Raw genomic sequence first — 22,461 nt, forward strand, 5'->3', positions numbered from 1 at the left:
ATGACCGAATTAATCATACTATTTGGAACTCTGATTCTCTTAGTCGGAATCATCATTGCGATTCAACCGAAAGTTATCATCGGCTTCCTGAGGAAACGTCTCGGAAACCTTAAGCTTCACATATTTGCGGTTGTTATCAGGCTTATTCTTGGCTTTATGCTAATCGCCCAATCTGACGAATCGAAGTATCCGCTTATCATTGAGATCATTGGCTGGTTGTCTCTTATCGCCGCTTTCACTCTAGCCGCTATAGGACGTCGAAGTTTCCATCGGCTAATGACATGGGCTTTGTCTCTAGCCAAACCTTATGGTCGTATTGGCGGCGCTTTCGCAGGGGCATTTGGCGCTTTTCTTATTTACGCTTTCATTTAGTCATCCATTGCACGCATTGGCTCAAAGGGCTGCGAGTTGTTCCCCCTATCCCATACTATTATGCATCTCCCGGAAACTTCGATCCTTATAATCAGTACTTATTATCTGATAACTGGGAAACAAAATAATCAACAACAGCTTTAATGGCAGGGTTACTGGTACCTTTTTGATGATAAAGCAAATGCAGGCAAAAGTTACTCAACGCGTATTCAGGTAATAGCTCGATCAGCTTGCCGTTAGAAATGCTGTCATCAACAAAAAATGCCGGAAGCTGCGCAACCCCCACCCCGTCTTCGCATAGCTGCTTAATACTCATACCTGAGTTTGTGTAGATTGAACCATCAACCGCTACGGATATTTGTTCATTGCTGGTATTTTTAAACCGCCAACGCCTTGGCGTATCCAGCCCACCTTCGACAAGACAATGATGTTTTGCCAACGCCTTAGGAGAAGACGGCACGCCGCATCTCGCCACATAGTTTGGGCTTGCCACCACAACCAGCGATGTATCTGACAATCGGCGAGAGATAAAACTGGAATCGAACATTTGCGATGCCCGCATAGCAACATCAAAACCCTCATCGATCATATTTTCGAAGTCATCGCTAAGCACAAGGTGTAATTTGATCAGGGGAAATAGCCGATGAAAGTCGGCAATGTGGGGTACCAGCAATTTCTGGCCAAGATAGATGGGGGCCGTTATTTTCACAACACCCTGAACCGCTTCCTCACCTTCATCCGTATGAACTTCCAGCTCATTCACTCTACTTAGGATCTCTCTAAACTGCCCTAACTGCCCATACCCATCTTGCGTTAAGCGCATATTTCGAGTTGAACGATAGACTAGCTTGCGCCCTAACCAAGCCTCCAGTTCAGTCAGATTCTTGCTGACCACTGAGTTCACTACACCTAATTTTCGTGCCGCCGCAGACATCGATCCCTGGTCGGCGATTTCCACAAAGATCGCCATTGCTTTGAGCTTATCCATAATTCGCAATTTAGAAAAAATTATTTCACATTTAACTGTATTCTGGAAAATAAGTAAACCACATACACTCTCCTTATCGAAGACAACGACAAGGTGAAAATCATGAAAATTGCAGTATTTGGCGCATCCGGGAAAATCGGCGGTAAAGTCGTCGAGCAGTTAGCAACTCGCCATGAAGTGATAAGAATTGGCTCCCGCGCAGGTGACATTGTTGCCGACTATACCGACGCACAAAAAGTCCAATCAGTATTTGAACAGCTTGGTGAACTTGATGCTGCTGTGGTTGCCGTAGGAGGTGACAGCGTTTTCAAGCCCTATCATCAACTGACTGATGAAGACTTTCTGTATGGTGCAGAGCGCAAGCTGGTAGCCCAGTTCCGAATTGTTCGTTTTGCAGAAAAACACCTAAAGCCAAACGGCTCAGTCACCTTGACCAGTGGTTTCCTTAGCCACTACCCCAACGCTTACAGTATCGCCACCGGCCCATTCAATGCTGCTATCGACTCGTTTGTTCAGCACACCGCACCGTTATTAGAGCGCGGCTTGCGAATAAATGTGGTTAGCCCAGCCCCAGTAGTGGAGCCTGAGCGAACAGGCAAAGGCCTCGTCAGTGCCGAGCAGGTTGCTAATTACTATGTAGAGTCCGTAGAAGGCAGCGCTTCGGGAAACGTCTTCCGAGCCTGGGGTGGACTACCGGCCCCTGTTAAATAGCCCTTTTTTAATTAACTTCAGCAGGATCAGCTAATGAAATATCCCATTTCGATCAGAGCCATTCACTGGTTAAGTGCCGCATTAATTATCGGCCTCCTTATATTGGGCATCTATATGACCCCCTTCGATATGAGCAATATCGAGCTTTCAGAGTCATTATATTTTTGGCATAAATCATTTGGCATTTTGTCCTTTCTGTTTGTTGTGATTCGGATCATTAACAAGCGACGCCAAACATTGCCTGATTTACCTAAAGGCATGCCAAAGCATGAAAAGCTAGCAGCTAAATTCGCCCATACCGCCCTGTACCTATTAATGATACTTGTACCAATCCTAGGTTATGTACAGTCAAGCGCTTATGAATTCAGCAGTGGTGTGCACTTCTTCGGCATCGATTTACCGGAGTTAATCCCGAATAACAAATCCATCTTTGAGATCACCAATACTCTGCATAAATGGGCCTCTTATGCATTCATTGCAGTACTGGCAGCACATATAGCTGGGGCTATCAAGCACAGGCTATTTGACAAAGAGAATGACGTCCTCAACCGAATTCTTTAAGCGGAAAATTAAACTTTAGCTGGAAGTGGAGAAAACCATGAATACACTCTTCAAACATATTGCTATTGCCTCTATCACACTGGGGCTGACAGTAAGCACAGCCTCGGCATCTGAAAATGTTGCTGAGCTAAAGGCAAAAATTGTCGATCTACAGTCACAAATTGATGCCCATAATGCAGAAAGAGCCCAAACGGCCAAATACCTTGAGATTTTTGATGAGCTGGATTTAGTTGCCTTTAATCATCGAGATATGGAACGGATCGGTGAGATACATGCTGACAATGTCATCGTCCATAATCCAGATGGAACGCAGACCTCACCATTTACACCACATTCTGAAGAGTTGCAGTTCCTGTTCGACGTCTTTGATTTCAAAGTCACTGATCATATTGTCGGCTTTGGGCATGGAGAGTGGACTGCAGGTATCAGTATCTCAGAAGGGAAGTGGGTTAAGCCGCTAACATTGCCAGACGGCACGGTTAAACAACCAACGGGCCAAAAAGTACAAATCAAGATTGCTACCATCGCAAGATGGGAAGACGGCCGAATCGCAGAAGAGTATTTGTTCTGGGATAACGCAGACTGGAACAAGCAGATTGGTTTGGAGTAACACCAGATCTTTATCTAACAACCAGGCCGTGTAGCAATACCCGGCCTTCATTTCATGTAAACTTGAGCCTGCCCAATTAAAGCAACATCCTAATATGTCTGCCCATGTTCTCGGGAGTTGTTAAGAAGCTAGCTGCAAACCACCCAGCCCGAACACCTACAGTAGTGTGTCCAGCAGTGCCTATCCCTCAGCTAACCCAATTCTATGCCCGCACTAATAAAACCGATATTTTTGCATGAGCTGCAATGTAATTGCCATTATTACCAAAAATATAATCGCTGGCATCAGGGAGATGAGTGGCCATAACGACAAGATCCGCATCTAACTCATCAATAGACTCCAACAACTTATCATCCAGGTCGGCGGTAGGATCAACACTAAAGATGGGGTGGCTTTCCATATGAATGGAATGTAGCCTACTTTGCTCTTCAGCAAAATGGTCAAGTTTCGACGTAAATTCTTTTGGATTCCGCGAAATTTCCGTTGGAGCCGCCAGTGAAACACCGACGAATACCACTTCTGAACCATGAGATTTGGCAAGTTTTCCGACAATATTCAATGTCCTTGCTAATTTTTCCTCATGCTTTAAGTCTACGGGTACCATGATTTTGTTAAACATAATCAACTCCTCTACCTATTACCTGCTCAACAATGGGTAAATTTACGGGGTTACTACACAGTTTAACGTATGTCACGCAATGTTTTTTAGAACGACTTTTAGAACAGAGTTGAAATAGAGAACGGCACCGGAGCTGCCCCTATAATTACGGGAGATGCTTCTACGGCATATGAGATGTAATCATGGCCGTCGAAATTATCATGAGAATCAGTTCACAAAGTTCTGATCTATTTTTGGCGGTCAGCCCCCTTCCCTATAAAGTCAATGTAGTGATTGACCTAAAAGGAATTTCTTATGGTAAGGCTACAGAGATGTCCAGTTTGCGGCTCTTGTGAGTTCCTGATCATGGGTTCAACCGGATTTAGGATATGTCTCTGTGGTGTTGCTTCTTTTGAGGCGATAAGCAGAGCCGAAGCCCTGCTCTCATGTTCACCGATAAAATCAAACCTTAAGCCGCCTTCAACTTCACCATGATCTTCGCTCCACCCCGATAAAACAGCAACGCCATCAATATCAAGGTACAACCCAGCACCTTATTTATCGGCATCTGTTCACCATACCAAATAATGCTCAATACCACTGTCCATACCGGCTCCAGCACCATGATAATGGCGGCATTAGCTGCTGTACTGTGCCTCTGCCCTGTCGTTTGCATCACGTAGCGCAGGCTAGTGGCTATTACCACGCTCATGGCAAACCAGCCCCAGATATTAATGCCAATTTCCTGCGGCCAGGTTTCAAAGCTTAACGAAGCGACAAGGCCCATGGAACCTGTGACAAATAGTTGGATACAGGTCAACAACAGCGGTGGAATACGCTGGGCACAACGGCTATTGAAGTTGAAATGTAATGCCAGCATTAGAGCAGCCAATCCAAACCAAACCTGACTAGCAGACTGTTGCCAGCCTCCGCCGAGCGACAGCATCATCAGGCCACCGAAAGCGAGCGGCAGGGAAAACCAGAACATCCGTGGCGGTCGTTGCCTAAACAGTGGCCAAGCCACCAGCGGGACGAATAGCATGGAAAGGCTCATGATAAACGCGCCTTCCCCCAGGGTATCACTGATAGACACCGCATAGATCCACAGTAGCAGCGCACTACCCAGCAGGCAGCCGACACCCAATGCTCGTACCAGATCACTACGGTTGATCTTTCTCAATGTCGAATAACAAAAAGGCAGCAAGAATATTGATGCCAGCACGAAGCGAGTACCGACAAAACCAAACGGCGGCAGGCCTTGAATGGCTTCTTTCGAGAATATCCATCCGGCAGCCGCTAACATGGTGGTAGCGACAAGTATTAGATCAGCACGACGCTCTAAGGTCATAATATCCCTGAGATTTAGAAGGTGAAGGCAAAGATAACAGGCTGGTCATTCTATCGCCAAAGTGAATAACAAGTAAGAGAAAAACCAATTTTTGACAACTTTTTATTCAGGCTTACAGTTAACCTGATATAACTATTTAATTTCTCGACACATCTAGCTAAATGCAGGCTCTCGAAGAATACTTCAGTGCCCCTATTCCGACACAGTAACCGCCGCTGGCACCAACATCAGCCTACGCACGGAACAAAAAAAAGCCAGCGGATTATCCGCTGGCTTTAGCTCTTCAAAGCTTGGTTAATTACGATGCTTCTTGGCTATCAATCTGCTGATGTTTCTCAACGGCATTCGACACCTCAATAGGAAGTGTCTGCAGCACATAGTTACCAGGCGCAGGGGCAAGCGCAGGATAATTATTATTACCTGCATTACGTGCCTCCACTTGCTCAACAGACTCAAAGTCAGCCAACCAGCCATTCCAGTGATTCCACCAAGACCCATCTTGACGCTTAGCAGTCTCTAGCCATACATCAGCATCTGCCACCTTCTTGCTGTTGGTCCAGAAGCCGTATTTGTTCTTGGTAGGATGGTTCACAATTCCTGCAATATGACCAGACTCACCCAGAACAAACGTTGATTTACCACTTAGCAGCTGTGCTCCGCGGAACGTCCCCTGCCAAAGCGCAATATGATCTTCCTGGGTCGAGATAAAGTAGGTTGGCACCTTGATCTTAGCCAGATCAATATACACTCCGCCGACTTTATATCCTTTCGGATCCTTGAGCTTGTTTTCCAGGTAGAACTGACGCAATAGGGTACTGTGGCAAGCTACCGCAACATTGGTACTATCACCATTCCAGTAGAGTAAGTCGAAGTCAATCGGGCTATTACCCTTCAGGTAGTTGTTGATGTAGTAGTTCCAGTACAGGCTGTTTTCACGCAACAAACTGAATGTCACACTCAATGAGCGCCCGTCCATATAGCCGTTCGCTTCATTTTGCGCTTCAATCGCAGAGACGATCGGGTCGTTGACATACGCACCAATTTCACCTGGTTGCGAGAAATCCAGCAATGTCGTGAAGAAAGAGGCTGACTTGATCCGATTCCGCATACGCTTAGCTGAATAATAGGCCAACGCAACGGCCAACAGAGTACCGCCGATGCAGTAACCTGCAGCGTTAATTTGCTTTTCGCCGGTAATGTCTTCAACGGCTTCGACCGCCTTCACCACACCATCGAGCACATAGTTGTCAAAATCAACATCGACCATGCTGGCATCTGGGTTGCGCCAGGACATCATAAACACCGTATGCCCCTGCTCCACCAACCAACGCACCATCGAGTTCTTCTCGCGAAGATCCAAGATGTAGTACTTGTTGATAAACGGTGGGACAACAAGAAGCGGTGTTGCATTCACTTTTTCCGTCAGCGGCTTGTATTGAATTAGTTCAAACAAGTCATTTTTGAAAACAACATCACCTGCAGTATTAGCTACATTCTCACCAAGCTGAAAGGCATTGTCGTTCGTCATTCGGATCTTCAAGACGTCAGCACTGGCCTGCATATCTTCCTGAAGCAACTCCATTCCTCTAACGAGGTTTTCACCGTTAGTTTCAACCGTTAGCTTTGCCAGCTCTGGGTTGGTTGTAATGAAGTTGGTCGGAGACAGAGCGTTTATCGCCTGACGAGAAAAGAAACCTAGGCGCTCTTTGGCTTTTTCATCCAGCCCTTCAATCGAGTCGATGGTTTCTTTCATCGTATTGCTAAACAGCAAATAGGACTGCTTAATATAATTATAAAACGCTTCATTGTCCCAAGCAGGATCGCTGAAGCGCTTGTCATCTTTTTCGGGCTGAACAAGATCGGATTTATCACCAGTTTTCATGGTGACGTTCTGCCAGATCTTCATTTGGTTTTCCCACCACTCCATCTGCACTTTGGCTAAAACGGCTGGCTGCGCTGATGCTTTTTCAATTAACTCAGCAGTATCATCCAAGTTAATTTCATTGAGCGCTTTATTAAGGGGAGTATTTATGGCTGCCTTGCCGGAATCGAGCTCTTTCCACCATACCTGGTTCATATCCTGGAGCTTGGCAAAGTAGTCCGTAAAGAAGTTATAGTTCATTACAATGACCTCTGTATCTGGACTAAAAAAGCCGCCCACAGGAAGGGGCGGCTGAGTGGTCATTTCGCTTATACTGCTGGCGTAGCTTGCTTTACATTTTCAGCAACTAGCTCTTCAACTTCAGTCTTGAATGACTGAGCAACAGCATTGAATTTGTTGCTATCGTCGATTAACTGCTGAGAAAGCTTAGTTAGCGTTTCAAGCTGCTGGCTATTGAATGCAGCGAAAGACTGCACGTCTTTAACTTCGCTAACAGCTTTCAGCTGAGAAAGACCTAGGTCGCTGTACGCGCGAACTGCAGCTAGCTGAAGCTCAGTTAGCTCTTCAACATTCTTAGTAAATAGCTTGTTGAATTTTACGTATGGTGCTAGTGATTTTTCAGTCTGCTCAGAGAAAGATTTAAACATTTCCGTATACATAGCTTTTTCCTTCGATTAAAAAAGTAATGAGTGAAGTACCTGGGCCATGACATGTATCCAGGTACAATCTAAAACACTTATAATTAAACGCTCTTCAGTACGACTGCCGTACCCATACCACCACCGACACAAAGCGTAGCAAGGCCATGCTCTGTACCACGACGGCGCATTTCATGAAGAAGGCTTACGATAATACGGTTGCCCGATGCACCCAGAGGGTGGCCCAGCGCAATCGCACCACCATTAACATTTGAACGCTCAGCTAAATCTTCAACCTGAGTATCCAGTTCGTCGGCTAGTTCGTGCAGCACACCCAGTGCCTGACCAGCAAACGCTTCATTGAATTCAAATAAACCGACATCGCTGATTTTCAGCTCTGCTTTGTCCAACGCTTTCACAACCGCTGGTACTGGACCAAGGCCCATAATTTCCGGAGCAATACCTGCCTGAGCATAACTTTCAATTTCAGCCAGTGGTGTTAGGCCGTATTTTTCAACCGCAGCTTCAGAGGCGACAATGATGGCACTTGCACCATCGTTAATGCCCGATGCATTACCCGCCGTTACCGAACCGCCTTCTTTCTTGAAAGCTGGGCGTAGCTTAGCCAAGCCTTCGATACTTGCATCGGCTTTAGGGTATTCATCCGTATCAACGATATTCGTCTTGCGGCGAACGGTCACTTCTACCGGCGCAATTTCATCAGCAAATTTGCCCTGCTCAATTGCTGCAACGGCTTTCTGCTGGCTTGCCAAGGCGAAGTTATCTTGCTGTTCACGGTTAAGGCCGACTTTCGCCACCACATTTTCAGCCGTCACACCCATGTGGTAATTGTTAAAGACATCCGTCAAACCATCTGCAATCAACAGATCGGCCATTTCAAGGTTGCCCATTTTCTGGCCGTCACGCACTTTCGATGACACGCAGAATGGAATTTGTGACATGTTTTCAGCACCAGCAGCGACAACCAAATCGGCATCACCTGCTTTGATGTGCGATGCTGCATCCATCACGGCTTTCATACCACTACCACAAACCATGTTCAGGCTGTAGGCAGGAACTTCCTGAGGAATATCGGCATAAAGCGCCGCCTGACGTCCAGGTCCCATCCCCTGACCAGCGCCGATGACATTACCGAGAATAACTTCGTCAAGGTTAGCCGGATCAACATTGGCTTCTTTGAGTGCAGCTTTGATTGCAACCGCAGCCAAGTTAGCGGCAGAAACAGATTTCAGCGCACCATTAAAGCTACCAAGGGGAGTACGTTTTGCTGCAACAATAAATACTTTAGTCATTTTTTAGCATCCTTTCTAAATAATCTAAACCAGCAATTAGTGCATGTATAAACCGCCATTCACAGACAATGTTTCACCTGTAATATACGCTGCGGCATCACTTGCCAGGAAAGTTACCGCTGCAGCCACTTCGCTAGGTGCAGCAAGACGCCTCATTGGAATTTCAGCTTTAATAGAATCTAGTACTTCAGGCTTAATGGCTTCAACCATAGGAGTCCCTGTATATCCAGGGGCGATTGCGTTAACAGTAACACCTGAACGCGCACCTTCAGCCGCTAGCGCCTTGGTGAAACCAATCATGCCAGCCTTAGCTGCAGAATAATTTGTCTGACCAAATTGTCCTTTCAGGCCATTAACTGAAGAGATGTTGATAATACGGGCATTTCCGTGTTCACACATTGAAGCAAACAAAGGATGTGTCACGTTATACAAACTATTTAAATTTGTTGTGATCACTTCGTTCCATTGTTCTGCAGTCATTCGCTTGAATGTAGTATCACGTGTGATCCCTGCATTATTAACTAGCACATCAATGTTGCCTTCTTCGCTCAACAATGTTGCAAGCGACTCTTCGCAGTACGCCGTATCCTTAACATCTAACGGGTAAATCCTAACCTGTTCTTCTGAATAATTATTCTCTTTAAACCACTCTTTTGCTTTCGCTTCCCCATTCGGAGAGTACGTTGCAATAACACGATAGCCCGCTTCAACTAAAGCGTTTGTAATCGAAGAACCAATACCACCTTTCGCACCAGTTACTAATGCTTTTTTGCTCATTACAGAAGACTCCATTCCATCATTGATGATGCTTTACCACCTTGAAAATTAAGGAATTTACTTTATCCATTTATTTATCAAGGCCACTAACCAACCTAACTGATCACTCAGTTTTATTTCCTAATCTTTTTTGCATCGTAGCGATCAAATAAGTCATTTCCATGACTTTCGCATTTCATAAATATTATAAGAACACACGCACATAGTAATATCAACACACTGCATCAATGGTCGTACCAATATTCCTGCATAGAATCACACTTGTTCGATGTAACCATTTCAGTAGCAAATGTTATCGTTATATTACATACCCAATGCATTATTGGTGCCAGTTAGAGGAATAACCCGGAGTATTGATGCAATAAGGGAAATATGTAACAAGCACAATGTAAATAGTGAATTATTGCATTGAAGAAGTGCATAACTACACAGCAATGAACCAAATAGAATGGAAGTTATTGGAAGGAATTAAATGATATTTGTTACCAATTTAATTGGTAATTTAGTAAGTAAGCTTATCATTTCCCCGTAATTTATTTTTAAAATCTATTATTAACAAAAAGGCTTGGGAGAATTCCCCAGCCTTTTCTACTGTTTTTTCTTAATTATTAAAATTAACTATCAAGCATTCCTTGAGTCACCACGAAGTCGATAATGTCGGGTAACCCCTTTCCCTCTTTTAAATTAGTAAAAACGTAAGGCTTATTAGGACGCATTCGTTTCGTGTCTTGGTCCATTATTTCCAATGAAGCACCAACATAAGGGGCAAGATCTATCTTATTTATCACCAATAAATCCGACCGAGTGATCCCTGGCCCACCTTTTCTCGGGATCTTTTCCCCTTCAGCAACATCGATAACATAAATAGTCAAATCAGCCAGCTCCGGGCTGAAGGTAGCACTCAGGTTATCACCACCACTTTCGATAAAGACCACGTCAAGATTTTTATGCCTCGCAGCCAGCTCTTCGACCGCGGCCAAGTTCATCGATGCATCTTCACGTATCGCTGTATGCGGGCACCCTCCTGTCTCTACACCAATTATTCGGTCAGCTTCCAGAGCTTGAGCTCGAGTCAGGATCTTGGCATCTTCCTGGGTATAGATATCATTGGTGACAACGGCAATGTTGTATTGATCTCGAATCGTTTTACACAGCACTTCCAATAGCGCTGTTTTGCCCGACCCTACCGGGCCGCCAACACCAATCCGTAATGGTGATTTGTATTCTGTCATGGTTATTTCCTTAAGATCGGTAAAGTCTGGTGTATTGGGTCTCATGCCGACTGCTAGCAATAGCTTGCGCTGGCGTAAAGCTACCTATTTCGTGGTCTTCAACTGTGCTTGCAGCAAGCAGGGCATCAGGTAACTGCTGCGACAATGAGAGTAATATTTGTTGCCCTGCAGTCTGCCCCAACGGGATCAGCTTCACCCCGGCCATCGTCGCGTTTTCAAGCCAACTCCAAAGATAGCCAGCACTCAGCGTTTCAGCGTTGATCCCCCAGTGAATGGCAGCCAATGAAAACCCCGCCAGCTGGTTAGCTTCAGCGTAAGCCATAGATGAGGGCGTAAATTGCTCATCCAGCTGCTTGAGCAACCTCGCTGTTGCTTTTCCTCGCTGTCGCTCTTCCAAACGCAATTCTTTGGTTTCCCGGCATGCATACAACCACTGATTCCAATGGTTCACAGTAGGCATATCCTGTCGTTCAAACGCCAGATACAGACGAGACAATATCGGTAACTCTAACGTCACCAAGCTATGGTGAAGCACATCAGCCAACCAGCCCTGCAAGCTTTCCTGGTTGGTTACCCATCCTTTCTCAATTGCCCACTCCAGCCCCTGTGAATAGGTAAATGCACCAATAGGCAAAGAGGGGCTCATGAGCTGATAAAGGCGAAAATCCGGTAACACGTTTCTGGAATTGGCCATAATCACCTACCGTGGTTGTTAACTAGCAACAGCAAGCATCACACCACTTACAGCCAGCAGTGCACTTTGCCACTTAGGGCTTACCAATTGCCCCAGTTGGTAACCGACAGTGCTAAGCAAACCAGCCCCAACGACCATTCCTGGCGCAAAAGCGATTAAGCTGGCGGCTGGAGCCTCTAAACCATGTGCCCAGCCGTGGAACATCACCATCATTACGGCGAATACTGACATCACTACCGATAAGGTTTTTCCACCAGCTTGGTACCGACTGTAAACCGCCACTGCAGCAATAAACACTGAAGCCAGAGTCATCGTCTCAATGCCTGTGGCAAAGCCCGACAGCGAACCAAACCCCAGACCAAGCAACATACTGAGCAAAGCGGCTAACATTATGCGAAATTGCTGGTGCCGCTGTTTATATTGCGCGGCAATAAATCCTACGCCAATCAGCATCACCAGATGGTCGAGCCCGGTAAGCGGATGGGTAATGCCGGAGAAGAAGGAAGAGAGCAGCCCGCTATCAACATAACTATGGCCACTGTGTGCCATCGCCGAGCTGGAAGCTAACACTGCCACCAATGCAATGCCGCGCCCCGTGAATGTTGCCAATGTTGAGCGGTTCATATTCGATTTAGCCATACAATTTTCCCTTGAATTATCGTTGTTGAGCTTCATGCCCTATTTCATCTTTGATGGTTAGTGACTGTTCAGTGACTGTGGTGACTATGACCATGTGAATGACTGTGCCCTTGGACAATCCCGTCTGAGTGTCCTCCACTTGTTCCTCCATATGCGCCGGCCTCGGGTTCAAAAGGGGCCATTTCCGATGTCACCTCAACGCCAAGCCCTGCTACCATTTCATCAAGTACATGGTCATGCTGGTAGCGCACCCAGTTTGGCTCGATCTGCAGGGGAACATGACGGTTGCCCAGGTGGTAACAAACCCGCGCCATGAGGTGCGGATCCGAACAGTAGACAGTTGACACATCCTCATCCGCGGCCAAAATCTTGACCAGTACATCCTGCTCGCTTCGCAACATATCACCGTTGCGCAGGATCTTACCTCGCGGCAAGAACAACCCGGCCTCTCTGCCATCATCCAAGGTGACTTTCAATCGGCTCTTTATGCGTGAATCAATCGGCAAACTAAGCGTTGCATCACTCGTCAATGATGCTGATTCCAGTGCCGTCAAAATCTGAGTTAATACAATCATCACTGATCCTCAAAATAAGAAATAACGCTGCGCCATCGGCAACACGTCTGCGGGTTCGCAAATCAGCAATTCACCATCCGCACGTACTTGATATGTCTGTGAATCAACTTCAATATTGGGTTGCCAGTCATTCAGCACCATATCGGCCTTGCTAATATTACGGCAGCCTTTCACAACACCGATCAAGCTTTGCAAACCAAGCTGTTCACCAATTCCTGCCGATTTAGCCTGTCCCGAAACAAACAGCATCGAGGTATTCTGGTTGGCTTTGCCATAACTGCCGAACATCGAACGATAGTGAACAGGCTGCGGCGTCGGGATTGAGGCATTTGGATCCCCCATTGGCGCTGCGGCAATCATCCCGCCTTTAATAATCGTGCTTGGCTTAACCCCAAAGAAAGCCGGTTTCCAAAGCACCAGATCCGCCAGCTTACCGACTTCAACCGATCCAACTTCATGGCTGATCCCATGGGTAATCGCCGGATTGATAGTGTATTTAGCGACATATCGTTTCAGGCGGTAGTTATCACTGTAACTCGAGTCCTGCGGCAAGCTGCCACGTTGCACTTTCATCTTGTGCGCGGTCTGCCAGGTGCGTGTGATCACTTCCCCAACCCGCCCCATCGCCTGAGAGTCAGAAGCAATCATCGAGAATGCGCCCAAGTCATGAAGAATATCTTCGGCAGCAATGGTTTCCCGGCGGATCCGAGATTCGGCAAACGCGACATCTTCGGCAATGGAAGGAGAAAGGTGATGACAGACCATCAGCATATCCAAATGCTCATCGACAGTATTGACCGTATAGGGACGTGTCGGATTGGTAGATGATGGCAGTACATTCGATTCACCACAGGCGCGGATAATATCCGGCGCATGGCCCCCCCCTGCCCCTTCGGTATGGTAGGTGTGGATCACCCGCTCACCGATAGCAGCCAACGTTGACTCAACAAAACCTGACTCATTAAGCGTGTCGGTATGAATAGCCACCTGGACATCGGTGTCATCAGCAACCGTCATGCAGTTATCAATCGATGCGGGTGTAGTTCCCCAGTCTTCATGCAGTTTAAGGCCGATTGCACCGGCCTCGACCTGCTCATGCAGCGCTTCTGGCAGGCTGGCATTTCCTTTGCCAAGAAGGCCAAAGTTCATCGGAAAAGTATCCAGAGCTTCCAGCATTCGGTGGATGTTCCACGGCCCCGGCGTACAGGTTGTTGCATTCGTTCCCGTTGCCGGGCCGGTACCACCGCCGAGCATAGTGGTGATCCCTGAGCACAGGGCTTCTTCGATTTGCTGCGGACAGATAAAGTGAATATGGGAATCAATGCCACCAGCGGTCAGAATCGAGCCCTCGCCAGCTAAAATTTCAGTGCCCGGTCCAATCACAATATCCACACCAGACTGCACATCCGGATTGCCCGCCTTGCCAATGGCGCTTATCCGACCATCTTTGATGGCTACATCGGCCTTGACGATACCCCAATGGTCAAGGATCACGGCATTGGTGATCACCAAATCAGGGGTGAAAGCTGATGGCAGCTGGCTTTGCCCCATGCCGTCACGGATCACCTTACCGCCACCAAACTTCACTTCATCGCCGTAACGGGTATAGTCTTTCTCAACTTCCAGCCATAACTCTGTGTCTGCCAATCGCAACCGATCACCCACTGTCGGGCCAAACATTTCACCATAGGCTTGCCTTGATATCGTTGCCATTTATTTCTCCGCCTCCCTGCTGTCAGGGCCAATTAAAAGAGCGGCCTGAGCAACTGATCCCATGACTTTGCCCTGAAACCCGTAGATAGTCTGGGTGCCGCCAAAGCTCACTAATTCCACCGTCCGTGCTTGCCCGGGTTCAAACCGGGTTGCCGTTCCTGCTGCTATATTGAGCCGATAACCCAGCGTTGCCTCCCGCTCAAATTCCAATGCTTCATTGGCTTCAAAGAAATGATAGTGGGAGCCAATTTGAATTGGGCGATCCCCCAGATTTGAAACAGAGACCGATAACACCGGCTTGCCAGCATTGAGTTCGATATCACCCTCGGCACATTGGAGTTCGCCGGGAACAAAAGCTACGGAGTTTGTTAATGGATTTTCTGACATCACTCACCTCATACAATCGGATCGTGGACGGTAACCAGCTTGGTACCATCGGGGAATGTCGCTTCAACCTGAACGTCATGGACCATCGCAGGTACGCCTTCCATTACCTCATCAGCAGACAAAATAGTCCGACCAAAATCCATCAGCTCGGCGACCGTACGTCCCTCCCTTGCACCTTCCATGATCGCCGCACTGATCAATGCCACCGATTCTGGATAGTTCAGTTTCAGGCCTTTATCACGACGTCGTTCGGCCAACAACGCTGCGGTAAAAATTAACAACTTGTCCTTTTCTCTGGGCGTTAACTCCATCTATTCCTCCAGCAATCTTCTATGGGTTGGGCTTAAGTCGCCCAAATCCTGGGGGCACGGGGTGTACAACTTGACCTGGATTGCCTGACTGACAGCCAGACTTGGGTAAACAGTGCCATCATCGGCTCTGTACCGCTGCCCATTGCCCTTACCACCATCACCCGGTGATCTTCACTGATATCCGTAACTTCAGTGACACCTGCTACAACCTTGTTTTCTAATAAGTATTCCTGATAGTCATTTAGCAAGGTCTGTACCATGTTAAGCAATGACTCGTCAGACTCGGTCACTATCATGGTGCCCAACATCGAATTCTCCCGCAGGCCTGCACTTTGTTGGTGCTGATCGCCCCCTTGTACATTCAATTGCTCGGCTAAAATCAACTCATTACCAATCCGAAGCTGGGTACAACCAACGACACTCCCACCACTGAAGCCCTCTTTTAGTGCAGGACGACCAAAACAGTGCATTTCCCAGCCTATAAACCGCCCTCCGGGTTCAATGTCGATCTCGGTATCCATCCTGACTTTGGCTTCTGGAAAATAGATGTTTTCCTGCGGCAACCACTCCAACTGCGCGCCCTTCTTGACCGTGAGTTGCTGTCGCTGGGAGGCGTATTTTCCTGCAGAGCGGTAAAACTTAGTTGCCCCGGGCGTTGTTATCAGCGCCTTGGATCGACTTTCAGAACAAGCGGAAATCGAGAGCTTGTCACCCCCAACGACGCCGCCGGGAGGATGAAGCAGATAGGTATGGCAAATGTCACCTTCCGGGTAGAGCGGACGCTGGACGGCAAGCGGGCCTAACTGCTTACGATGCTTTAGTACGGTTCTGGTAGAACTGAATGAAAAACCAAGTTCCAGCTTCGCCCGCCACCCTTGCTGAGATTCCAGCTCACACGGCATCGGCTTTGGCGTAATCGCCACAATTTTGTCTGTTAAAGCTTGCTGGTATGCACTCGATGAAGTGTTTTCATGGATCGCCGTCATACTGTCAGGTACTCCTTGATCAATTGTTCATTGAGATGCTTCATTTCACCTTTTGCGACCGCTCGCCCCCGATCAAGCAGACAAAAGTTATCACCCACTTTGCGGGCAAAAGGTAACTTCTGTTCAACCAACAAAACGGTTAATCCCAACTCACGGTTAAGCTTGCGAATAATATCGCCGATTTCCTGCACAATATTGGGCTGGATCCCCTCTGTCGGCTCATCCAGGATCAGCAGGCTGGGATTAACGACCAGCGCCCGTGCAATAGCCAGCTGCTGTTGCTGGCCACCACTCAAATCACCACCACGTCGATATAGCATCTCTTTTAATACCGGAAATAGCTCATAAATGAAGTCGGGGATCTTACGATCACCCTTGGCACGGATAGGCAACCCAATCTGAAGATTTTCTTCAACGCTCAGCAAAGCAAAGATCTGACGTCCCTGCGGCACATACCCAACACCATGACGGGGGCGGCTTTCTGCAGAGAGCCCGCTGATGTCTTTGCCTTTCAGTACAATCTCGCCACTTTCAATCGGCAATAGCCCCATCACACACTGCAATAAGGTGGTTTTTCCTACCCCGTTGCGCCCCATCAACACCGTACATTGACCTTCGGGGATGCTGATATCCAGGTCCCATAAGGTATGGCTTTCGCCATAGAATTGGTTCAGCCGTTTGATTTCTAGCATCATGATTCTCCCAGATAGACTTCTTTGACCCGTGGATCAGACTGAATGTCACTCATCGATCCTTCAGCCAGTACATGTCCCTGGTGCAGCACTGTCACCGTGCTGGCAATCGAGCGTACGAAATCCATATCATGTTCAACGACTACCACAGAGTGCTCACCAGCCAGTGACCTAAGCAACTCGGCTGTTCGATCCATTTCCTGATGGGTCATACCCGCCACCGGTTCATCCACCAGCAGCAACTTTGGTTTTTGCATCAGCAGCATGCCAATTTCCAACCATTGCTTCTGGCCATGTGACAAGTTGCCTGCCGATAAATCCACATGATGCTGGAGGCCAATCAGGGTTAATACCCTATTGAGCTCATCCCGCTGTTCTCCATTTAGTCGAGCACGAAACACGCCCCAAACACTGCGCTCACCAGCCATTGCAAGCTCCAGGTTGTGCCACACTGACAAGCATTCAAATACTGTTGGCTTTTGAAACTTCCGGCCGATACCTGCATTGGCAATTTCGGCTTCATCCATCTTTAGCAGATTGATATTTGAGCCGAGCCATATCTGGCCTTCGTCAGGCTGGGTCTTGCCGGTAATGATGTCCATCATGGTGGTTTTACCGGCGCCATTCGGGCCGATGATGCAACGCAATTCACCTTCTTTGATATACAAGTTCAAATCATTGATCGCCTTAAAGCCGTCAAATGACTTGGTTACCCCTTCGAGATACAGCAAGATGTTGTGGCGAGTATCAAGCAAAGGGTGGTGTTGTGGTTTAAGGAAATCAAAGACCTGATCCCGGCGAACAAAATTTTCAACCGATTTACGAAACTGCGCCGGCAACAATTTATTTTGCTCAGTTTGAGACAGTTTCTCCGGTGATAACTGTTGAGGAATAGTCGTCATAATGCAGCCTCCTTCCGGGAAGCCTTACGAAATAAATGATCAGAGAAGAAACCGGTGATCCCTTTAGGAAGAAAAAGCGTCGCCAGCACGAACAGGCTACCCAGCGCGAATAACCAGACTTCCGGAAATTCGATGGTGAACCAGCTCTTGGCGTAGTTAATGAGCAGCGCACCGACAATGGCTCCAAACAAGGTTGCCCGGCCGCCGAGTGCTACCCAGACAACTATTTCAATAGAGTTCAGCGGCGCAAATTCGCCCGGATTAATAATACCGACCTGAGGGACATATAACGCTCCGGCAATACCCGCTAGCACGGCAGATAGAATAAAAATCCACAGTTTGAACTGATCAACGTTATAGCCAATAAAACGCACCCGTGACTCGGCATCCCGTGTCGCGACCGCTATCTTGCCCAAACGGCTGGAAATAACCGCTCGGCAAATCAAGTACCCTGCAATAAGTGCAACGACTGATGCAACAAACAAGGCAATCCGCGTACTGCCCGATTGCAGGCTAAAGCCAAGGATATCTTTAAAGTCAGTCAGACCGTTGTTGCCACCAAATCCCATTTCATTGCGAAAGAAGGCCAGCATCAGGGCAAATGTCAGCGCTTGAGTCATGATCGACAAATACACGCCTGATACCCGGGAGCGAAAAGCCAGGTATCCAAATATCCATGCCAGCACACCCGGTACCAATACCACCATCAGGCAGGCAAACCAGAACATATCAAAGCCATGCCAGAACCATGGCAACTCTTTCCAGTTAAGGAACACCATGAAATCTGGCAGAACCGGATCACCATATACACCACGATCGCCAATCTGGCGCATTAAATACATGCCCATGGCATAGCCACCCAGTGCAAAAAAGGCACCGTGACCAAGACTCAAAATTCCGAGGTACCCCCAGACCAGATCGACGGCCAGTGCCAGCAAGGCATAAGTCAGGTATTTGCCCAGCAAGGTAATGGTATAAGTCTCGATATGAAGGAAGTGTCCTTGCGGCACCATAATATTGAGAGCCGGGATGGCAAACCCCACAACCAGCAACAAGCTCAGTAATAGCTGGCCGCCACGGTCGTCCTTTAAAATTGTTTTTAGCATGTATTATCCCTCCACCGCTCGGCCACGCTGAGGGAACAAGCCCCGAGGTCGCTTCTGAATGAACAAAATGATGAAGACCAGCACCAGTATTTTAGCGAGTACCGCGCCAGCCCAAGGCTCCAGTACCTTACTGAAAATACCTAGGCTCAAGCCTGCAACCAAGGTGCCCCATAAATTGCCGACGCCACCGAATACCACCACCATGAACGAGTCAATGATGTAGCTCTGCCCCATGTTGGGCCCGACATTGGTCAATTGAGAAAGTGCAACACCAGCCACCCCGGCAACCCCTGAGCCCAAACCAAACGTCATTGCATCGACCCATTCTGAACGGACCCCCATAGCCCGTGCCATTGCACGGTTTTGCGAGACAGCGCGGACCTGAAGTCCAAGAGGCGTTTTCTTGAGCACGAAAACCAAAGCAACAAACACCAGCAAACAGAAAAAGATGATATAGAGGCGGTTATAGGTGAGAGAGAGCATTGGATTGATCTCCAGCATGCCGCTCATCCAGTCAGGCGTGGACACGGAACGGTTTAACGGAGAGAAGATACTACGCACCGCCTGTTGCAGAATCAGGCTAATACCAAATGTTGCCAGCAGGGTTTCCAGCGGCCTGCCGTACAAAAAGCGGATCACACCACGTTCAATCACGACACCGACCAAGCCTGCCACAATGAATGCTGCAGGGATCGAGAGGATCAGTGATAAGCCGATATTGTCCGGCATCAGCTGCTGCATCACGTAAGTCGTATAGGCACCCAGCATGATCAACTCGCCGTGAGCCATGTTGATCACCCCCATCACACCAAAGGTGATCGCCAAGCCAATCCCGGCCAGCACCAGTACAGAGCCCAGACTTAAGCCAAAATATAGGGTCTCTACCGTGCCATACACGCGCTGACTTTGCTGATACGAATCAATAGCTCGTTCAATCCCAGCGATAAACTCGGTATCGCCATTGTCTTTGGCCATTTCCAGATCAAGCGCTTGATTCATGGCACGAAAAGCAACCGGCTCTAAAGAATGGCTCAGAAGTGATAGCGCAGCCTCACGAACCTCAACAGTTTCCGACGTGATATTAGCGGTGGCCAACACCAGCCCCAACACCTCTTTTACCGCTTTTGAGGGCTCATTCTTATAGGCATTCAAAACAAGAGACTGGACACTGTCTGTCGTATTGCCCAACAGACTCTTGGCGGCCTGTAGCCTTAAAGCCTCGCTGTCAGCATTCAAATCTAACTGGGCAATGCCAAGGCGAATTGACGTACGCAGCCGATTGTTCAACGTCACTTTCTTGAAGTCGCGCTTATTGCTGATCAGCAGTTCATCTGCTTGATCCAGAGCCAAACCACCAACAATCGATCGCGCTGGCATATTCTTAGCCAGTTCAGGGATCAAAAACAGCTGCTTACTCTTGCGTTGGAAGTAAATTTGACCATCAAGCAACCCCGTCAAAATTAACTTAACCGCGGGATGATTGGATTCAACCAGCCATTCAACGGCTTGTTGTTTTTTCTTAAAGTTACGTTGTGACAACTGTGTCTCGACATCAGAATAGGATGAAACACCATTACTGCCTGATGCTGCTATGGAAACGGAGGTAAAAAAGAATAAAACTAGCCCCAGCACAATGGCAGAAATTAGTTTGTATAAATGCGTCACCCTATCCGGTAAACGCCATCTGTTTATAGTCATAATAGTGGTACTCATCCAGGAAACCGGTTAAACACGTCTCTGCACTTGCCTGAGCACAAGTGCAGAGCTTTTACAGTTCTACTGTTTCAAACCGGTTTACTATTTCGAGCCAGCACACTTGCCAGTCACGACATTGAAGCTTCCGCACTCAAGCGGTTTGAGCCAGCTCGCATAGAGATCTTTTGAGCCAGGAAGGAAATTTGACCAGGCATCACCTGCGACAACACCCGTAGTTTCCCATACCACTTCAAACTGGCCGTCATCCTGGATCTCGCCCAGCAGCACAGGTTTGGTAATATGGTGATTTGGCATCATAGTCGCATAGCCACCAGACAGATTCGGAACAGTAATACCAATAATGGCTTGCTGAATGGCCTCAGATTCAGTCGTACCAGCCTTCTCAGCAGCTTCTACCCACATATTGAAGCCAATGTAGCTGGCCTCCATCGGATCGTTCGATACCCGTCCATCGTCTTTAATGAACTTCTGCCACTTCTCGACAAATTCAGCATTTTCATCGGTATCGACACTCATGAAATAGTTCCATGCCGCCAGGTGGCCAACCAAGGGAGAGGTATCCATTCCAGAGAGCTCTTCTTCACCCACAGAGAAAGCAACCACTGGAATGTCTTCAGCAGACACCCCCTGGGCTCCTAGCTCTTTATAAAATGGGACATTGGCATCACCGTTAATAGTTGAAACCACGGCTGTTTTCTTGCCTTGAGCACCGAATTTTTTGATATCAGAAACAATGGATTGCCAGTCAGAGTGGCCAAAAGGGGTGTAGTTAATCATGATGTCTCGCTTGGCGATACCTTTCGATACCAGGTAGGCTTCAAGGATTTTATTGGTGGTTCGAGGATAGACATAGTCAGTTCCTGCCAGTACCCAGCGCTCGACCTCCAACTCATTCATCAAATAATCAACAGCAGGGATCGCCTGCTGATTTGGCGCAGCACCGGTATAGAAGACATTCTTTGAAGACTCTTCACCTTCATATTGCACCGGATAGAACAGCAGGCTATTAAGCTCTTCGAATACCGGTAGCATCGACTTGCGCGAAACCGATGTCCAGCCACCAAAAACCACATCCACTTTTTCTTTTTCGATCAGTTCACGGGCTTTCTCAGCAAACAGCGGCCAATTTGATGCAGGATCGACGACAACGGCTTCCAGCTTTTTACCCAGTACACCGCCTTTTTGGTTCTGCTCTTCAACCAGCATCAAAATGGTATCTTTCAATGTGGTTTCACTGATAGCCATGGTGCCGGAAAGGGAATGCAGCACCCCAACCTTAATAGTGTCTTGTGCCGCCACCGCATTAAATGACAAGGCTAGTGATACAGCAATTCCAGCAAATGTACTCTTAAACATCTTGGTTGACATATTGAATAGCTCCTTGGTGAATAATCATTCAACTAGGAGCAAGCATCAGGCCAGAATGGGAACAGTTTTTAACCAACCACAAAAAACACTTAAAAACAACAACTTATAACCATTATCATTTTCGTTGGATGCATTTTGGTGCAGTGATAACAAGTCAATATGGTGCAGCGTTAATAATCTGATGCACCATGTTGGGACGTCTATACCACTCCAACTCAATACTGTGCAGCGCCTTTCATTGTTGAAGGTATTAAATTGTAACTCTATGAATACACTATAATTCACATCAGTATGCCAAGACGGTTCCCAGCTCTAATTGGCTGTACAATGAATAATCAAACA

The 22,461-nt window shown here is 47.5% G+C and carries 24 protein-coding genes; 4 read left to right on the plus strand and 20 right to left on the minus strand.

The window, feature by feature from the left end; genetic code table 11:
* Complete coding sequence (locus AC51G0_RS19465; RefSeq protein WP_496303301.1) at positions 1-372, plus strand: hypothetical protein; 372 nt, start codon at positions 1-3, stop codon at positions 370-372.
* Between the two features lie 91 nt (positions 373-463).
* On the opposite strand, the gene AC51G0_RS19470 is transcribed toward AC51G0_RS19465, so the two are convergent.
* Positions 464-1,360 carry a LysR family transcriptional regulator gene (locus AC51G0_RS19470; RefSeq protein WP_496303302.1) on the minus strand — a complete coding sequence of 299 codons (897 nt, stop codon included), beginning with the start codon at positions 1,358-1,360 and terminating at the stop codon, positions 464-466.
* Between the two features lie 102 nt (positions 1,361-1,462).
* Between AC51G0_RS19470 and AC51G0_RS19475 the strand changes: the two genes are divergently transcribed.
* From AC51G0_RS19475 to AC51G0_RS19485, 3 genes are read left to right on the plus strand one after another with little or no spacing between them, the layout of a single operon-like run.
* Positions 1,463-2,071, plus strand: coding sequence for a short chain dehydrogenase (locus AC51G0_RS19475; protein WP_496303303.1), 609 nt, complete (start codon positions 1,463-1,465; stop codon positions 2,069-2,071).
* 33 nt (positions 2,072-2,104) lie between these two features.
* Positions 2,105-2,632 (plus strand): cytochrome b, encoded by a 528-nt coding sequence (locus tag AC51G0_RS19480; protein WP_496303304.1) that lies wholly within the window; start codon positions 2,105-2,107, stop codon positions 2,630-2,632.
* A gap of 37 nt (positions 2,633-2,669) precedes the next feature.
* Complete coding sequence (locus tag AC51G0_RS19485) at positions 2,670-3,242, plus strand: ester cyclase (RefSeq protein ID WP_496303305.1); 573 nt, start codon at positions 2,670-2,672, stop codon at positions 3,240-3,242.
* A gap of 202 nt (positions 3,243-3,444) precedes the next feature.
* On the opposite strand, the gene AC51G0_RS19490 is transcribed toward AC51G0_RS19485, so the two are convergent.
* From AC51G0_RS19490 to urtA, 19 genes are all read right to left on the minus strand, one after another.
* Positions 3,445-3,861, minus strand: a complete 417-nt coding sequence (locus AC51G0_RS19490) for a universal stress protein (RefSeq protein ID WP_496303306.1) — start codon at positions 3,859-3,861, stop codon at positions 3,445-3,447.
* Positions 3,862-4,309: 448 nt separating this feature from the next.
* Positions 4,310-5,188, minus strand: coding sequence for a DMT family transporter (locus AC51G0_RS19495; protein WP_496303307.1), 879 nt, complete (start codon positions 5,186-5,188; stop codon positions 4,310-4,312).
* Between the two features lie 298 nt (positions 5,189-5,486).
* Positions 5,487-7,310 (minus strand): class I poly(R)-hydroxyalkanoic acid synthase, encoded by a 1,824-nt coding sequence (locus AC51G0_RS19500; protein WP_496303308.1) that lies wholly within the window; start codon positions 7,308-7,310, stop codon positions 5,487-5,489.
* 68 nt (positions 7,311-7,378) lie between these two features.
* Positions 7,379-7,729 (minus strand): phasin family protein, encoded by a 351-nt coding sequence (locus AC51G0_RS19505; protein ID WP_496303309.1) that lies wholly within the window; start codon positions 7,727-7,729, stop codon positions 7,379-7,381.
* An 83-nt stretch (positions 7,730-7,812) separates the two neighbouring features.
* Positions 7,813-9,021, minus strand: coding sequence for an acetyl-CoA C-acetyltransferase (locus tag AC51G0_RS19510; protein ID WP_496303310.1), 1,209 nt, complete (start codon positions 9,019-9,021; stop codon positions 7,813-7,815).
* 36 nt (positions 9,022-9,057) lie between these two features.
* Positions 9,058-9,798, minus strand: a complete 741-nt coding sequence (locus AC51G0_RS19515; RefSeq protein WP_496303311.1) for an SDR family oxidoreductase — start codon at positions 9,796-9,798, stop codon at positions 9,058-9,060.
* A gap of 614 nt (positions 9,799-10,412) precedes the next feature.
* On the minus strand, positions 10,413-11,030 hold the full coding sequence (ureG, locus tag AC51G0_RS19520) for an urease accessory protein UreG (protein ID WP_496303312.1): 618 nt from the start codon (positions 11,028-11,030) through the stop codon (positions 10,413-10,415).
* 10 nt (positions 11,031-11,040) lie between these two features.
* Positions 11,041-11,724, minus strand: coding sequence for an urease accessory protein UreF (locus AC51G0_RS19525; protein ID WP_496303313.1), 684 nt, complete (start codon positions 11,722-11,724; stop codon positions 11,041-11,043).
* Positions 11,725-11,742: 18 nt separating this feature from the next.
* Positions 11,743-12,363, minus strand: a complete 621-nt coding sequence (locus tag AC51G0_RS19530; RefSeq protein WP_496303314.1) for a HupE/UreJ family protein — start codon at positions 12,361-12,363, stop codon at positions 11,743-11,745.
* Between the two features lie 68 nt (positions 12,364-12,431).
* On the minus strand, positions 12,432-12,938 hold the full coding sequence (gene ureE, locus AC51G0_RS19535) for an urease accessory protein UreE (RefSeq protein WP_496303315.1): 507 nt from the start codon (positions 12,936-12,938) through the stop codon (positions 12,432-12,434).
* Positions 12,939-12,947: 9 nt separating this feature from the next.
* Complete coding sequence (ureC, locus tag AC51G0_RS19540) at positions 12,948-14,651, minus strand: urease subunit alpha (RefSeq protein WP_496303316.1); 1,704 nt, start codon at positions 14,649-14,651, stop codon at positions 12,948-12,950.
* Complete coding sequence (locus AC51G0_RS19545) at positions 14,652-15,038, minus strand: urease subunit beta (protein WP_496303317.1); 387 nt, start codon at positions 15,036-15,038, stop codon at positions 14,652-14,654.
* A gap of 8 nt (positions 15,039-15,046) precedes the next feature.
* Positions 15,047-15,349 (minus strand): urease subunit gamma, encoded by a 303-nt coding sequence (gene ureA / locus AC51G0_RS19550; RefSeq protein WP_496303318.1) that lies wholly within the window; start codon positions 15,347-15,349, stop codon positions 15,047-15,049.
* Positions 15,350-15,381: 32 nt separating this feature from the next.
* On the minus strand, positions 15,382-16,335 hold the full coding sequence (locus tag AC51G0_RS19555; protein ID WP_496303319.1) for an urease accessory protein UreD: 954 nt from the start codon (positions 16,333-16,335) through the stop codon (positions 15,382-15,384).
* The gene (urtE, locus tag AC51G0_RS19560; RefSeq protein WP_496304154.1) at positions 16,332-17,027 is read right to left on the minus strand and encodes an urea ABC transporter ATP-binding subunit UrtE; all 696 of its coding nucleotides are present in this window, start codon (positions 17,025-17,027) and stop codon (positions 16,332-16,334) included. The genes AC51G0_RS19555 and urtE overlap by 4 nt, the downstream gene beginning before the upstream one ends.
* Positions 17,027-17,929, minus strand: coding sequence for an urea ABC transporter ATP-binding protein UrtD (urtD, locus tag AC51G0_RS19565; protein WP_496303320.1), 903 nt, complete (start codon positions 17,927-17,929; stop codon positions 17,027-17,029). Before urtD ends, urtE begins: the two co-directional genes overlap by 1 nt.
* A complete protein-coding gene (gene urtC, locus AC51G0_RS19570) occupies positions 17,926-19,035 on the minus strand; it encodes an urea ABC transporter permease subunit UrtC (RefSeq protein ID WP_496303321.1) in 1,110 nt (369 codons plus the stop codon). Before urtC ends, urtD begins: the two co-directional genes overlap by 4 nt.
* Before the next feature lie 3 nt (positions 19,036-19,038).
* Positions 19,039-20,733 (minus strand): urea ABC transporter permease subunit UrtB, encoded by a 1,695-nt coding sequence (gene urtB / locus AC51G0_RS19575; protein WP_496303322.1) that lies wholly within the window; start codon positions 20,731-20,733, stop codon positions 19,039-19,041.
* A gap of 99 nt (positions 20,734-20,832) precedes the next feature.
* Positions 20,833-22,119 (minus strand): urea ABC transporter substrate-binding protein, encoded by a 1,287-nt coding sequence (urtA, locus tag AC51G0_RS19580; RefSeq protein WP_496303323.1) that lies wholly within the window; start codon positions 22,117-22,119, stop codon positions 20,833-20,835.
* Positions 22,120-22,461: the final 342 nt, after the last annotated feature.

This window comes from Photobacterium sp. HL06 (genome assembly GCF_059552575.1).

Excerpts from the sequence above, each read along its gene's own strand:
- AC51G0_RS19465 (WP_496303301.1), top strand. The coding sequence starts at position 1 with ATGACCGAATTAATCATACTATTTGGAACTCTGATTCTCTTAGTCGGA.
- AC51G0_RS19470 (WP_496303302.1), bottom strand. The coding sequence starts at position 1,360 with ATGGATAAGCTCAAAGCAATGGCGATCTTTGTGGAAATCGCCGACCAG.
- AC51G0_RS19475 (WP_496303303.1), top strand. The coding sequence starts at position 1,463 with ATGAAAATTGCAGTATTTGGCGCATCCGGGAAAATCGGCGGTAAAGTC.
- AC51G0_RS19480 (WP_496303304.1), top strand. The coding sequence starts at position 2,105 with ATGAAATATCCCATTTCGATCAGAGCCATTCACTGGTTAAGTGCCGCA.
- AC51G0_RS19485 (WP_496303305.1), top strand. The coding sequence starts at position 2,670 with ATGAATACACTCTTCAAACATATTGCTATTGCCTCTATCACACTGGGG.
- AC51G0_RS19490 (WP_496303306.1), bottom strand. The coding sequence starts at position 3,861 with ATGTTTAACAAAATCATGGTACCCGTAGACTTAAAGCATGAGGAAAAA.
- AC51G0_RS19495 (WP_496303307.1), bottom strand. The coding sequence starts at position 5,188 with ATGACCTTAGAGCGTCGTGCTGATCTAATACTTGTCGCTACCACCATG.
- AC51G0_RS19500 (WP_496303308.1), bottom strand. The coding sequence starts at position 7,310 with ATGAACTATAACTTCTTTACGGACTACTTTGCCAAGCTCCAGGATATG.
- AC51G0_RS19505 (WP_496303309.1), bottom strand. The coding sequence starts at position 7,729 with ATGTATACGGAAATGTTTAAATCTTTCTCTGAGCAGACTGAAAAATCA.
- AC51G0_RS19510 (WP_496303310.1), bottom strand. The coding sequence starts at position 9,021 with ATGACTAAAGTATTTATTGTTGCAGCAAAACGTACTCCCCTTGGTAGC.
- AC51G0_RS19515 (WP_496303311.1), bottom strand. The coding sequence starts at position 9,798 with ATGAGCAAAAAAGCATTAGTAACTGGTGCGAAAGGTGGTATTGGTTCT.
- ureG (WP_496303312.1), bottom strand. The coding sequence starts at position 11,030 with ATGACAGAATACAAATCACCATTACGGATTGGTGTTGGCGGCCCGGTA.
- AC51G0_RS19525 (WP_496303313.1), bottom strand. The coding sequence starts at position 11,724 with ATGGCCAATTCCAGAAACGTGTTACCGGATTTTCGCCTTTATCAGCTC.
- AC51G0_RS19530 (WP_496303314.1), bottom strand. The coding sequence starts at position 12,363 with ATGGCTAAATCGAATATGAACCGCTCAACATTGGCAACATTCACGGGG.
- ureE (WP_496303315.1), bottom strand. The coding sequence starts at position 12,938 with ATGATTGTATTAACTCAGATTTTGACGGCACTGGAATCAGCATCATTG.
- ureC (WP_496303316.1), bottom strand. The coding sequence starts at position 14,651 with ATGGCAACGATATCAAGGCAAGCCTATGGTGAAATGTTTGGCCCGACA.
- AC51G0_RS19545 (WP_496303317.1), bottom strand. The coding sequence starts at position 15,038 with ATGTCAGAAAATCCATTAACAAACTCCGTAGCTTTTGTTCCCGGCGAA.
- ureA (WP_496303318.1), bottom strand. The coding sequence starts at position 15,349 with ATGGAGTTAACGCCCAGAGAAAAGGACAAGTTGTTAATTTTTACCGCA.
- AC51G0_RS19555 (WP_496303319.1), bottom strand. The coding sequence starts at position 16,335 with ATGACGGCGATCCATGAAAACACTTCATCGAGTGCATACCAGCAAGCT.
- urtE (WP_496304154.1), bottom strand. The coding sequence starts at position 17,027 with ATGCTAGAAATCAAACGGCTGAACCAATTCTATGGCGAAAGCCATACC.
- urtD (WP_496303320.1), bottom strand. The coding sequence starts at position 17,929 with ATGACGACTATTCCTCAACAGTTATCACCGGAGAAACTGTCTCAAACT.
- urtC (WP_496303321.1), bottom strand. The coding sequence starts at position 19,035 with ATGCTAAAAACAATTTTAAAGGACGACCGTGGCGGCCAGCTATTACTG.
- urtB (WP_496303322.1), bottom strand. The coding sequence starts at position 20,733 with ATGACTATAAACAGATGGCGTTTACCGGATAGGGTGACGCATTTATAC.
- urtA (WP_496303323.1), bottom strand. The coding sequence starts at position 22,119 with ATGTCAACCAAGATGTTTAAGAGTACATTTGCTGGAATTGCTGTATCA.